The organism is Hymenobacter sp. BRD128, from assembly GCF_013256625.1.
Classification (GTDB): Bacteria; Bacteroidota; Bacteroidia; order Cytophagales; family Hymenobacteraceae; genus Hymenobacter.
The window spans coordinates 2,357,876-2,370,985 of record NZ_CP053908.1 but is presented as its reverse complement, the minus strand read 5'-3'; the positions used below and the strand labels follow the sequence as shown (position 1 = coordinate 2,370,985).

Genomic DNA, 13,110 nt, shown 5'->3' with positions numbered 1-13,110 from the left:
GATAAAGCGGTAGAGATGCTTCGGCAAGCTCCGCATGACGTTCTTTTTTGAACACTTATTTAGAAGAAAATAATGGCTAGCCCCCTCGCCACTAAGCCGCGAACTATCCTGCTCATTCTGGCCTTCGCGGCCGTGTACCTGCTGTGGGGCTCCACGTACCTGGCCATCAAGTATGCCATTGTCACGATGCCGCCGTTTTTGCTGGCGGGCAGCCGGTTTGTGCTGGCGGGCAGCATCTTGGCGCTGGCCGGGCGCGCCTCGGCCGATTATGAAAAACCCACCCTGGCGCAGTGGAAAACGAGCTTCGTGGTGGGCGGCCTGCTGCTGCTGGGCGGCAACGGCATGGTGGTGCTGGCCGAGCGCGCGCTACCCAGCAGCCTGGCCGCGCTGCTCATTGCCAGCGAGCCGTTCTGGATTGTTATTCTGGGCTGGCTCTGGCTGCGCGGCGAGCGGCCCGGCGGGAAGGTGGTGCTGGGGTTGCTGTTGGGTTTCGTGGGTGTGTACCTGCTGGTGGGCGAGCAGCTGACGATGGGGGCTAGCCACGCCCAGCTTACCGGCGTGGCACTGGTGCTGCTGGCGGCGTTTAGCTGGGCGGCGGGCTCCATCTACGGGCTGCGCTCGCCGGTGCCCCGGTCGGCGGTGCTGGCCTCGGGCATGCAAATGCTGGCCGGCGGCGCGCTGCTGCTGCTATTAGGCACGGCCACCGGCGAGTGGCAGGGGCTGCACCCTGGCCGTTTTGGGCTGGCGGCGTGGCTGGGCTGGGGCTACCTGGTGGTGTTTGGCTCGCTGGTGGCCTTCACGGCCTATAGCTGGCTGCTGAAGCACGCCCCGCCGGCGCGGGTGGCCACCTACGCCTACGTCAACCCCGTGGTGGCCGTGCTGTTGGGCTGGGCCATGCGCGGCGAAAAGCTGACCGGCCAAATGCTGGTAGGCGCGGCCGTTATCGTGGGCTCGGTGGTGCTGATTACCACGCAGCAAAAGAAAGGATAGGCTAGCCCCCTTCAGCCTGGCGGCTCGACCTTTATTGTTGCCAGCCCCTGACTTTAGGAGAAAGTGTGCAATGTCCTTGCGTTTTGATTTATAGCGCTTTGTGCGCTATATAATCAGACTTTGGGCTCATTTGCTGTCAGTAGGAAGCACTGAAAAGGACTGCGTACTTCGCCCTGTCATTTGTTCTTTCTGCGCTATGAAACACTTTTTCCTATTTGTGGTCCTGCTGCTAGCCACCCTGCAGGTTGCTGCTCAAGTTTCGAGCCGGGCGGCTAGGCCCGATTCGCTCACGGCGCCGCTGGCTGCCACGCCAGCGGCGCCTGATACGATGGCGGCTATTCACCGGCTGTTTGTGCACAAGCGACGGCTGTGCCTCGTCGTGCTGGGGGCCAACTTGGGTCTCGGCACTGCGAGCTACCTCGACGGCATTCATTCTAACGACCCCGTTGGGGTGGGGCTCACGTACATCCTGGTAGCGCCGATTTTTGCCGCTACTACCCTGGGCATTTTACTCGGCTCAGCCCAATACAGCCACCGAAGGGAAGTCCGGGTCCTGCGAGCATTCGAGGTGCACCAGCTTCCCCAGCGTATCAAAGCGCAGCTCAAGCCCAGGTACTTCCGCTAGCCGGGCGCCCGGCGCCGCCGCGTGTCGGTGCTCCACGCAGTGAGCCAGCCAGTCATTCCGACCTTTTCGCAACGTATTTTTGTTGATTAGCGCCAGCCCGCTTTAGCGGGCGTATCTGCGAAATCCGTTAAATCAGTTTGAATCTGCGATGAAGGTTTGCCTAGCCGAAAAGCCCAGCGTAGCCCGCGAAATCGCCCAGGTTATCGGGGCCGACCGGCGCATGGACGGCTACTACGAGGGCAATGGCTACCAGGTCACCTGGACGTTTGGCCACTTCTGCCAGCTCAAGGAGCCCGACGACTACCGCCCCGAGTGGAAGCGCTGGAGCCTGCACGACCTGCCCATGATACCCGAGCAGTTCGGCATCAAGCTCATGCGCCGCGACGAGGGCGTGGTCAAGCAGTTCAACACCATCAAGCGCCTGCTCGACGCGGCTACCGAGGTCATCAACTGCGGCGACGCCGGGCAGGAGGGCGAGGTCATTCAGCGCTGGGTTATTCACGAGGCCAAGTGCCGCAAGCCGGTGAAGCGCCTCTGGATTTCGTCGCTCACCGAAGAGGCTATCCGCCAGGGTTTCAATAATCTGCGCGATGGCAAGGAGTTCGACAGCCTCTACCAGGCCGGGCGCAGCCGCGCGGTGGGCGACTGGCTGCTGGGCCTCAACGCCACGCGCCTCTTCACCCTCAAATACACCACCTACGGCGACAAGCAGCTGCTGAGCATCGGCCGGGTGCAAACGCCCACGCTCGCCCTGCTCGTGGACCGCCACCACGAAATCCGCAACTTCAAGCCCGAGCCGTACTGGGTGCTGAAGACGCAATACCGCGACACCACCTTCACCCGCATTAATACCGAAGCCGAGCAAAAAGAAGCCCAGGACGCGCCCGACGAGCAGAGCCGCCTGCGCGCGCTAGGGTACTTCGTGAAGGAAGACGAGGCCAAGAAGGCCCTCGAAACGGTGCAGCCCGCGCCGCTCACCGTCACCAACGTCGAGATAAAAAAAGGCCGCGAGTCGCCGCCGCGCCTCTTCGACCTGACCGCGCTGCAAGTGCAGTGCAACAACCAGCTGGGCCTCTCGGCCGAGGATACGCTCAAGATTGTGCAGGCGCTTTACGAGAAGAAGGCCGTGAGTTACCCGCGCGTCGACACCACGTTTCTGCCCGACGACATTTACCCCAAAATACCGGGTATTCTGCGCGGCATTGGCTATTCAAACCTGACCGGGCCGCTGCTGGCAAATAAGATTCCAAAAACCAGTAAGGTATTCAATAACAATAAGGTAACGGACCACCACGCCATCATTCCGACGGGTAGCGGGGGCCCCGGCGGCGGCATGGAAAGCAGCGTGTACGACATCATCGTGCGCCGCTTCATCGCCGCCTTTTATCCCGACTGCGAGGTGAGCAATACCACCGTGCTGGCCGAAGCGGCGGGGTTTCTCTTTCGCGTGCGCGGCCGGCAGATACTGAGCCCCGGCTGGCGCGTGGTCTACGGCGACCCTAGCCAGCAGGCCGCGCCTAAGCCCGCGGCCCCGGCCGGTGAGAAAGCCACCGGCGCCGAAGACAATGACGACGTGGTGAGCACCGTGCTGCCCAGCTTCGCCAAGGGCGAAAGCGGCCCGCACCAGCCGCGCCTGGAAAGCAAGATGACCCAGCCGCCCAAGGACTACACCGAGGCCAGCCTGCTGCGCGGCATGGAAACGGCCGGCCGCAACATCGACGACGATGAGCTGCGCCTAGCCATGAAGGAAAACGGTATCGGCCGCCCCAGCACCCGCGCCGCCATCATTGAAACGCTATTTAAGCGCAACTATATCCGGCGCGATAAGAAGCGGATTTTACCCACGCCCACTGGCGTCGAGCTCATCGGCCTCATCCGCAACCCCACGCTGAAATCGGCGGAGCTGACCGGCCAGTGGGAGAAAAAGCTGCGCCAGATTGAGCGCAATGAGCTGCCGTCCGACCAGTTTTTAGAGGAGTTGAAGGGCTTGGTCCGCGAAATGGTGCAGGAGGTAAAAACCGACCGCAGCGGCCGCGCCGTGTCGGCCGGTAGCGCGGCGGCAGCAGTGAGTGGGCCTAGCCAGCCCGCTACGGCCAACGGCTCGGTGCAAAAGCCGGCCGGCTCAGCCGCCAAAGCCGCTAGCCCCACTGCCGCTGCCAATGGCCTCGGCACCTGCCCGGCCTGCAAAACCGGCCACATCCTGCGCGGCAAAACGGCCTTTGGCTGCGCCCGCTTCCGCGAGGGCTGCCAGTTCCGGCTACCCATTGAGATATTGGGTAAAAAGCTGAGCGACCCACAGGTGAAAAGTCTGCTGGCCAAGGGCCGTACGCAGCTCATTAAGGGTTTCGTAACGGGCGCGGGCGAGAAAATCGACGGCGCACTTATTCTCGATGCCCGCCACCAGTTTGAGTTGGTGCCCGCCGCCGAAAGCAAGCCCACCACGGCCACCGACCCCGGCCAGATTCCGTGCCCGGTGTGCCGGCTCGGCACTATGCTCAAGGGCAGCAGCGCCTTCGGCTGCTCGCGCTTCCGCGAGGACTGCCAGTTTCGGGTGCCCTTCGAGTGGGGCGGCAAAAAGCTGACCGACATGCAATTGCGCCAATTATTGCGGCGCGGCGAAACGGGCGTCATCAAAGGCTTCTTCTCCGCTAAAACCGGCAAGAAGTACGACGCCGCGCTCAAGGTAGAGGAAGGCCGCGTGGTGCCAGTGTTCGGCTAGGGTGCCAAGCCTCTGTCGGCGCGGCTAGGTAGGCGCGTGGCGGCTGGCCGCTACAGGTAGGTATTCCTACCTTTAGGCAGACGCCCGGTGTGGGCCTCGTTTCTTGCTGTTCATGGTTGCTGCCGCTCCTTCTTCGCTTGCCTTCTCTTCTGCCCGCCGCATCCTGCTCGATACGGGCTTGCAACTACTCGAAAACCAGGGTTTTGGGACCGTATCGATGGCCGACATTGCCCTGGCCGCCGGGCAGCCCTTAGCCGAGGTATACCGGCATTTTGGCTCCAAAAACGACTTTGTGCTCGGCCTCTACCAGCGGGTGCACGACGACCTGGAGGCCCGCAGCCCCGACCTGCCGGCCGGCCCGCTGGCATTGCGCTTTCAGGCCTTTATGCGCGAAAAGCTGCGCCTGCTAGCCCCGCACCACCGCCTGCTGCGCTCGCAGATGGCCGCCTTACTCGATGCCGACGTGCCCACCGGCGTGCTCAGTCCCGAAACGGAAAATATTCGTCTGCGCGGCCTGGCCTTGTTTGAACTGGTGGTGCGCGGTGCCACCGATGCGCCCGCCGAAAACCTGGTGCCTGCGCTCACGCAGGCGCTGTACGCGGCGCACTGGGGCGTGCTGGGCCTGCGTCTGCTCGACCGCTCAGCCGCGGGCCAGGCCACCGACGAGCTGCTGGAAATGCTGAGTGCCGGGCTGGCCCTGGCCACGCCGCAGCTCGCTACCCAGCTGGGGCCGCTGCTGCTGGGCCAAGTGGGCGTGGCGGTAGGGCAGTTTTTGCAGGTGAGCCCGGCGGTGGATTTTGCCGTGGCGCGGCGCATGGCGAAGCTCATCTTGCGGCACCGCAAGGTGTTGCGCACCGACTCCGAGGCTAGCCCCGCGCCCGACGAGCAGAGTATTGCCGTGCAGCTGCCCAAGCTGCACTACTACATCAGCCAGGGCTGGCCCATTCACCTTATTTTGCCGGCCTTCCCGGCCAAGTCGCCCAACCGCCAGAAGGTGCTGGGCACTCTGCCCGACTTGGGCGAGGAAATCGCGCTCACGTTTTTGCAAAGCCTCTGCGACGACATTCGGCAGGTGTACGCGCCCGGCGCCCGCCTCAGCATCTGCGCCGATGGCCGCGTGTTTGCCGACCTGGTGCAGGTGAGCGACGCCGACGTATCGGCTTACAACGACGTGCTGAAATCCCTTATTCAGCGGCTAGGCACCCCTGACCTCGACGTGGTGAACCTCGAAGACCTGCTCGCCACCGACTCCTTCGACCAGGCCCGCGCCTGGATAGTAGCCCAGTACGGCGAGCCGCTGGCCGAGCTGAAAGCCCGCGTGCGCGACACCGACCACGCCCGCGCCATGTTCAACGGCATCCACCGCTTCGTGTCGGAAGATGGCCAGGCGCTGGCCCCCGAAAAAAGCAAAAGCCGCGTGAAAGAGGAAAGCAAGGAAGTGGCCTACGAAGTGATTCAGCGCAGCAACGCCTGGACGAAGCTGCTGGCCCAGGAGTTTCCGCACGCCCTGCGCCTGAGCATCCATCCCCAGCACCCGCACTCCGATAAAATCGGCCTGCGCATCACCCGCGCCCAGGACGACTGGCTCACGCCCTGGCACGGCGTGGTGCTGCTGCGCGCTAACGACTACGTGCTCCTGAAGCGCTCCCAGGCCGAGGAAACCGGCGCCGTGCTGGTCGAGCAAGACGGCCGGCCGAGTCACTTCGTGGCCGGGCCGAATTCTTAACCAAGTAATCTGAATTATTTACGCATTCGGCTGCCGGGGTGCCGCACCTTTGCTGCCGTCGCCAACTGCCTAACGCTCATCGGCTAGCTCTGCCTCATGCCCACGTATACCCTCGAACCCCAAGCGCCTTTTGGCCTGCTCGTGCGGGCTAGCCAACCCGGCCAAACTATTGCCGACCTCGCCGCCGAGCAGCTCGCGGAGTGGGTGCAGCTGCACCGCATTCTTATTTTTCGCGGGTTCGAGTCGTTCAGCAAAACGCAGTTTGCCTTGTACGCGCAGCAGCTGGGCGAGCCGCTGCAATGGCCATTCGGTGCCATCAATGAGTTGCTGGTTAAGCCCGACGCCAAGAACTACCTCTACACACCCAGCGCCGTGCCGCTGCACTGGGACGGCGCCTTTATCGGCCGCATTCCGCACCTCATCTTCTTTCAGTGCCTGAAGGCACCCCGCGCCGAGGACCGCGGCGGCACCACCTTCGCCGATACCGGCCGGGCGCTGGCCCGCGCCACCGCCGCCCAGCGCCAGCGCTGGGAGCAGGCCACGCTGCGCTACCGCACCGAAAAAGTGGTGCACTACGGCGGCACCATTACCCAGCCGCTGGTGCAGGCGCACCCCGTCACGGGGGAGGCCACGCTGCGCTTTGCCGAGCCCGTGCACGACCTTAACCCCGTGCACGTAGAGGTGCTGGACGCCACGCCCGAAGCGCAGGCCGAGCTTATTGCCGAGCTGCAAGCGGCCCTCTACGCGCCGGAGGTATTTTACACCCACACCTGGCAGGATAACGACATTGTGCTGGCCGACAACCACGTGCTGCTGCACGGCCGCGACGCTTTTCTGAATCCCAACGAGCGCCACATTCAGCGCATCAACCTGCTGGCCCGGCCCAAGCACGGCGGGCTGGGGCGGTTTTTGCGCAACAGCAAAATCCTGCGCCGGCCCGAGTTTTTGCCGGCCGAGATTCCCATTTTTTTTATTCCCATTCTGCTCAGCGCCGAGGATGGCCGCTTCCTGCGCCGGCCCGAGCTGTACGTGGGGCTGGCCGGCATTTACCTGCTTTTCAACTTCGGCGATATGGTGAATACCTACGCCGACCGCCAGGTCGATGCCGTGTATAAAAGCCACTTATCCAATGCCATCTACGAGCTGGGCGACCAGGGCGTGCGCTGGCAGCTGCGCGCCTCGGTGGCCGGCACCGTGGGCATCAGCATCTGGCTCACGCGCCACACCGGGCGCTGGCAATTTGTGCCGCTCACGGTCATTGGCTGGGCGCTAGGGTTCCAGTATTCGTGGCAGCCGCTGCACCTTAAGTCGCGCGGGGTGTGGCAGCTGGCGGCGCTGTGGGCCGTTATTTTCTTCGGGCCGATGGCCTACACCGCTAGCCTCGTCACGCGCTTTCCGCGGCCGGCGGTGCTCACCCTGGCTGGCGCCTACGGCCTGCTGCAAGTGGGCGTGCTGATGCTCAACAACGCCGAAGACTACACCGAAGACCGCGCCGCGGGCCTCTACACGGCCATTGTGGCGCTAGGCCTGCACCGCAGCATGCGCGTGGCGCAGGTGCTGACGGGCGGCGCGGGCGTGCTGGCGCTCGGCAGCTTTGGCTATTTATTCAAGGCCGAAAAGCTGCCCAAAGCCGCTTACCTGGCCCTGGTGCCGCTGGCCGGCGCCGTGGCCTACATCGCCCAGGGCTACGAAACCGTGAATCAAAAAATCGCCGGCCAAGACGAAGCCGCCGCCACTGCCATCATCAAGGAGCACGGCCCGCTGATACCCAAGTGGCTCATGGCCACCGCTTACACCAGCCTGCTGGCGGCCGGCGTGCTGTTCGGCGCGCGGGCGCTGCGTAAGAAATAGTCACCTGTCAAAACAATAGTAGACCGTCCTGCTGAGCTTGCCGAAGCATCTCTACCGTATCGTTGAACGAACTCAAACGGTGCGGTAGAGATGCTTCGGCAAGCTCAGCAAGACGGTCAATGCACTTTAAACCAATCTTATCCCTTATGCCTGCTTCCGACGATATGCTCTACGACTGCGCCATCATCGGCGGCGGGGTGGCGGGCCTCACGCTAGCCCTGCAATTGGCGCAGGCGGGGCGGCGGGTGGTGCTGTTTGAGAAGGAAACCTACCCGTTTCACCGCGTCTGCGGCGAGTATATCTCGATGGAAAACTACGATTTCCTGTGCCGCATCGGCGTGCCGCTGGCCGAGATGGACTTGCCCCGCATGACGCGCTTCACGGTGTCGTCGCCCAGCGGCGTGGCCCTGCACCACCCGCTTGATATTGGCGGCCTGGGCATTACGCGCTACGTGCTCGATGAGCTGCTGGCTAGGCTAGCCACCCGGCACGGTGCCACTGTGCGCGAAGGCACGCGCGTCACGGACGTAGTTTTTGCCGACGACCAGTTCTCCCTCACCACGGCCGATGGCGGCACCTGCCGGGCGCGCATCGCCTGCGGGGCCTGGGGCAAGCACGCCAACCTCGATAGCAAGCTGCACCGGCCTTTTCTGGAGCCTAGCCGCCACGCCCGCCAGTTTGTGGCCGTGAAGCGTCACCTCGAAAACGTCGACTTTCCCGAGGCGATGGTGGAGATGCACAACTTCAGGGATGGCTACTGCGGCCTCTCGCCGGTGGCGGGCGGCCTCACCAATTGCAGCTACATCTCCGACGTGCGCAACCTGCGCGCCCACGGCAACAGCATTGCCGAGATGGAGCGCCGGGTGCTGATGCAAAACCCGCTGCTGCGTCCTTATCTGGAGGCTGCTCATCGCCAACCCACGCCGCCCATTGTCATCTCCCAAATCACGTTTCGCGAGCGCTCCACCGTCGATGCCCACGTGCTGATGCTCGGCGATGCGGCCGGCACCATCGCCCCGCTAGCCGGCAATGGCATGAGCATGGGCATGAACGCCAGCTACTTACTCTACGGCCTGCTGGAGGAATTTTTCGCCGGCCGCCTGTCCCGCGCCGGGCTGGAGCAGCGCTACACCCGCGCCTGGCGCCGCCTGCTGAGCTTGCGTATCACGGCGGGGCGTCTCCTGCACCAGGTATTTGGCCAGCCGCAGCTCACCACCGCCGGCATTCAGGTGCTGAAGCGGCTGCCGTTTATGACTGATGTTATTCTGCGGCTAACCCACGGCCGGCCCTACTAGCCCACGCCCGCCGCTATTTCTTGGCTTTGGGCACGTAGGGCTTGCCATTCAGCTTGGGGCGCGAGCCGGAGCCTTGCGGGCGGCCGTCGCGGTAGGTTACCTGGCGCTCGATGCTGTGGCCGTCGGCTTTGTAGTAGGTCCACTGCCCGCTCTGCTTGCCGTTTTTGTACTGGCCGGTCACGGCCGGGCTGCCATCGTCGTGGTATTCCTTGAAATCGCCGGCCAGCAGGCCTTTCAAGTAGTTAGCTTCCTTGCGCGGCTGGCCGCTGGCGTAGTACTCTTCGCCCGGCCCGGTTTGCAGGCCATTCACGTCGAACTGCTGCCGAATCTGCACCTTGCCATTGTCAAAATACGTGAGGCGCTCGCCGGCTAGCTTGCCGCTGGGGCCGTAGGCTTCGACTAGGCGCGGGGTTTTGCCATCGGGATAATACTCGCGCCAGGTGCCGGCGGGGCGGTTGCTTTTGTACTGCTCCTCGGCCTGGCGGGGCTGGCCGGCGGCATCGTAGTAGCGCACTACCTTGCGGTCGCGGCCCTGGGCGGCGTAGTCAATTTCTTCCTTGAGATTGCCGTTTTCAAAATACACCACGCCGTGGCCGGTGGGCACGCCCAGGCGGTAGGTGGTTTTACCCTTCACCTTGCCGCTTTCATAATACGAGGTAGCCGGGCCGTCGAGGGCGGCCGTGCCGGTGCGCGGGGCCACGCGCTTGGTGAGGTCGTCGCCGAGCTTATTGGTGACCTGGCGCTCGCGCAGGGCCGCCGGCGCGTAGGTGCCCTCGGTCTGGAGCTGGCCGGTGGGGTAGTACGAGCGGTAGCTGCCCTTGCCGGTCTGGTCGTTCATCACCGTCTCACTTTCGAGCTGGCCGGTTTCGTAATACGTCTTATAGGAGCTGGCCAGCAGGCCGTTGCGCAGCGTGCCTTCGCTCTGCACCTTGCCGCTAGGGTAGAAAAACTTCACCGGGCCATTGGGCTGCCCATTGGCGTAGGTGACCTCGGCCGCAGCCTGGCCGCTGGCGTACAGCTCGCGCACCGCGCCGTTGGGCTGGCCCTTCACGAGGGTCGTTTGCAGCTTGATTTCGCCGGTGGGAAAGTAGGTCGTGAGCGGCCCGCTAGGCTCATCGTCCAGAAAGGTGCCAACCTGGGCCACCTTGCCATCGGCGTAGTAGGTTTTGAACGGTCCCTGGCGCACGCCGGCCACGTAGGTAGCCTCCAGGCGCCGCCCCCGGTTGGCGTGAAACTCCACGTACACCGAGTCGCGCTTGCCGTCGGTGTAGCGCGTCTGGGCTTCGAGGCGGCTGTTGGGGTAAAAGCGCTTGTAGGGCCCGTTCATCACGGTATCCTGGCCTACCAAGGCCCGGAAAATCTCGTGCGGGTGAATTTTAGTCGAGTCAAAATAAATCGTAACGCGCTGCGAGCGTTGGGCCTGGCTAGCCAGCGGCAGCAGCAAAAAAAGCAACAGGTATCGCATAAGTCAGTACAACGCCGGTCGCGTCTTTTTTAGCGCAAAGGTGCGCAAGGTTAAAAAAGGTTTCGCAAGGTTCAGGCCAGACGTGAAGTCGGAGCCCAACCCTTGCGAAACCGTTTTTAACCTTGCCAAACCGCGCGCTTACAGCTTTTCGAGCACGATGGAGCTGGCCCCGCCGCCGCCGTTGCAGATGCCCGTCACGCCGATTTTGCCCCCTTCCTGGTCCAGCACACTCAGCAGCGTGGTCACGATGCGCGCGCCCGAGGCCCCTAGCGGGTGGCCCAGGCTCACAGCCCCGCCGTACACGTTTACCTTGCTGCCTTCGAGATTGAGGAGCTTGTTGTTGGCCAGCGAAACGACCGAGAAAGCCTCGTTAATCTCGTAAAAATCAACATCCTTCGCCTCCAGGCCGGCGTTCTTCAGCGCCTTTGGGATGGCTAGCGAGGGCGTGGTGGTGAACCACTCCGGCGCCTGCTCGGCGTCGGCAAAACCCCGGATGCGGGCCAGCGGCTTGATGCCCAGCGCGTCGGCCTTTTCGCGGCTCATCAGCAGCACGGCGGCGGCACCGTCGTTGAGGGTCGAGGCGTTGGCCGCCGTCACGGTGCCTTCCTTGGTGAAGGCCGGCTTGAGGCTGGCCATCTTCTCAAACTGCACCTTGGTGTACTCCTCGTCGTCGCTCACCACGGTTTCCTTGCCGCGCACCGTAATGGTCACGGGCACAAGCTCTTCCTTCTTTTTACCGGCCTGGGCGGCGGCGGCGCTGCGCTCGTAGCTCTGGCGGGCAAAGGCGTCCTGCTCCTCGCGGGTGATGCCGTAGTGCTGGGCCGTGGCATCGGCGGCGTTGCCCATAGCGTAGTCGTGGTAGGGGTCCCAGAGGCCGTCGCGCACGAGGCCGTCAATCATCTGGCCATTGCCGTACTTGGCGCCAAAGCGGGCCTTGTCGAGGTAGTAGGGCACATTGCTCATGCTCTCCATGCCGCCGGCCAGAATAACCTCGGCCTGGCCCAGCATAATGGCCTGGGCCGCATACATAATGGCCTTCGAGCCCGAGGCGCACACCTTGTTCACGGTAGTGCACTCCACGGTGTCGGGCAGGCCGGCCTTCTTGGCCGCCTGGCGGGCGGGCGCCTGGCCGAGGTTGGCCGAAATTACGTTGCCCATAATTACCTGTTCGACCAGCTCGGGGGCCACGCCGGCTTTGTCGAGGGCACCTTTCAGGGCAATGGCGCCCAGCTCGGTGGCCGAGAGCGAGGCCAGTGCCCCGCCAAATGAGCCGATGGGCGTGCGCACGGCCGCTACGATAACTACTTCTTTTACTTGCATGTAAGGGGAGGGTGGGAGGGTGAAAATCGGGTAAGAGGCCGCTGCCAACTGGCTAGCCCAGGGCACTAACAAACCTTCGTTCGTATCCTCAAAAGTACGGCGGCCGGAGTAGTCAGTTTACCAGGTGGGCTGGCCGGGCGCGGGCGCCGCGCCCTGGCGCGGCCGGGGCCGCTGCTGCAAATACTGCTGCTCGCTCTCGCGCAGGGCTTCGAGCACCTGCTGGGCCTGGGCGGGCGTCAGGTTCATGGCCTTGAGGCGCTCGCGCTGGGTTTGGAGCTGCAGGTCGGTATTGGTGGCTGCCTCGGTGCCGGGACGGCGACCCTGGCCGGCCGGGGCGCCGGCGCCGCTGGCATCGAGGCCCCGCTGGGTGCCGGATGCCGGGCCGCTGGGTAAAGGCCGGCGCTCGCCCTGGCCGGGCCGAAAGCTACCGCTGGCACTGTTGCCCGTGCCGGGAGTAGGCTGGTGGCGGTCGGGCTGCCCGGTGGCGTTGGGTAGCGGGGGCCGCTGGGGCCCCCAGGCGGCGCGGGCGTCGGGCTGGGGGCTGGGCCGGGGCGCGTGGTGCCCGCCTTTTCGGCCGGCGCAGGGGCCGCGCCATTTTTTTGCCGGGCCGTTGAGTCGCGCCGGGGGCTAGGTCGCGTTGCGGGGGCGGAGGCGGCGCATCAGCGGGCAAGCCTGGGTTGTCGGGCTGCTGACCAGCCAGGTACTGGCTCAGTAACTCGTAATTGTAGCGGGCCGTGGTATTGGCCGGGTTCAGCTTGAGGGCTTGGCGCAGCAGCGCGGCCGCCTGCGCTACCTGGCCTTGCTGGGTCAGTAGCCCCGCTAGCTGCTGCCGGGCCGCGCTGCTGATACCAGCCGGTACCGTAGGGGCCAGCAGCCGGGAATAGGTAGCGCGGGCGGCGCTGCCCTGCCCGGCCCGCTGCTGCGCCTGCCCCAGGTTGAGCAGCAGCGCAGCGCCAGGGCCCCGGCGGCCAGCCAGGGCCACCGCCTGCTGGTAGTAATACACTGCCTCGGGCGCGTGGCCGCCGGCCAGGGCCGCCTGGGCCCGCGCCTGGGCCGCATTGTGCTCGCGCACCTGCGTTAGCCAGCGCCAACCTGGCAAGCCGGTGCTTAGTAACACAA

10 protein-coding genes are annotated in these 13,110 nt (G+C 64.4%); 6 read left to right on the top strand and 4 right to left on the bottom strand.

All coding sequences use genetic code 11. The annotated features are described in order from the left end of the window. Positions 1-72: 72 nt before the first annotated feature. The 6 genes from GKZ68_RS10590 (at position 73) to GKZ68_RS10565 (ending at position 9,206) form a co-directional block, all read left to right on the top strand. Positions 73-990: an EamA family transporter gene (locus GKZ68_RS10590; RefSeq protein ID WP_173114300.1), complete on the top strand. Its 918-nt coding sequence runs from the start codon at positions 73-75 to the stop codon at positions 988-990. Between the two features lie 196 nt (positions 991-1,186). Beyond that, positions 1,187-1,615, top strand: a complete 429-nt coding sequence (locus tag GKZ68_RS10585) for a hypothetical protein (protein WP_173114297.1) — start codon at positions 1,187-1,189, stop codon at positions 1,613-1,615. A 148-nt stretch (positions 1,616-1,763) separates the two neighbouring features. Beyond that, on the top strand, positions 1,764-4,334 hold the full coding sequence (locus GKZ68_RS10580; protein WP_173114295.1) for a type IA DNA topoisomerase: 2,571 nt from the start codon (positions 1,764-1,766) through the stop codon (positions 4,332-4,334). A 112-nt stretch (positions 4,335-4,446) separates the two neighbouring features. Further along, positions 4,447-6,060 (top strand): L-tyrosine/L-tryptophan isonitrile synthase family protein, encoded by a 1,614-nt coding sequence (locus tag GKZ68_RS10575; RefSeq protein ID WP_173114293.1) that lies wholly within the window; start codon positions 4,447-4,449, stop codon positions 6,058-6,060. Between the two features lie 96 nt (positions 6,061-6,156). Next, complete coding sequence (locus GKZ68_RS10570) at positions 6,157-7,911, top strand: TauD/TfdA family dioxygenase (RefSeq protein ID WP_173114291.1); 1,755 nt, start codon at positions 6,157-6,159, stop codon at positions 7,909-7,911. Positions 7,912-8,057: 146 nt separating this feature from the next. Then, on the top strand, positions 8,058-9,206 hold the full coding sequence (locus GKZ68_RS10565; protein ID WP_173114289.1) for an NAD(P)/FAD-dependent oxidoreductase: 1,149 nt from the start codon (positions 8,058-8,060) through the stop codon (positions 9,204-9,206). A gap of 13 nt (positions 9,207-9,219) precedes the next feature. Here the strand turns inward: GKZ68_RS10565 and GKZ68_RS10560 are convergent, their stop codons facing one another. The 4 genes from GKZ68_RS10560 to GKZ68_RS10550 all read right to left on the bottom strand — a co-directional run bounded on the left by GKZ68_RS10560 (position 9,220) and on the right by GKZ68_RS10550 (position 13,108). Further along, on the bottom strand, positions 9,220-10,671 hold the full coding sequence (locus GKZ68_RS10560; RefSeq protein ID WP_173114287.1) for a toxin-antitoxin system YwqK family antitoxin: 1,452 nt from the start codon (positions 10,669-10,671) through the stop codon (positions 9,220-9,222). A gap of 138 nt (positions 10,672-10,809) precedes the next feature. Further along, positions 10,810-11,991 carry an acetyl-CoA C-acyltransferase gene (locus GKZ68_RS10555; protein WP_173114285.1) on the bottom strand — a complete coding sequence of 394 codons (1,182 nt, stop codon included), beginning with the start codon at positions 11,989-11,991 and terminating at the stop codon, positions 10,810-10,812. Positions 11,992-12,108: 117 nt separating this feature from the next. Beyond that, positions 12,109-12,237: a hypothetical protein gene (locus tag GKZ68_RS22405; RefSeq protein WP_302051989.1), complete on the bottom strand. Its 129-nt coding sequence runs from the start codon at positions 12,235-12,237 to the stop codon at positions 12,109-12,111. Between the two features lie 178 nt (positions 12,238-12,415). After that, positions 12,416-13,108, bottom strand: coding sequence for a tetratricopeptide repeat protein (locus tag GKZ68_RS10550; protein WP_173114283.1), 693 nt, complete (start codon positions 13,106-13,108; stop codon positions 12,416-12,418). Between the last annotated feature and the right edge of the window lie 2 nt (positions 13,109-13,110).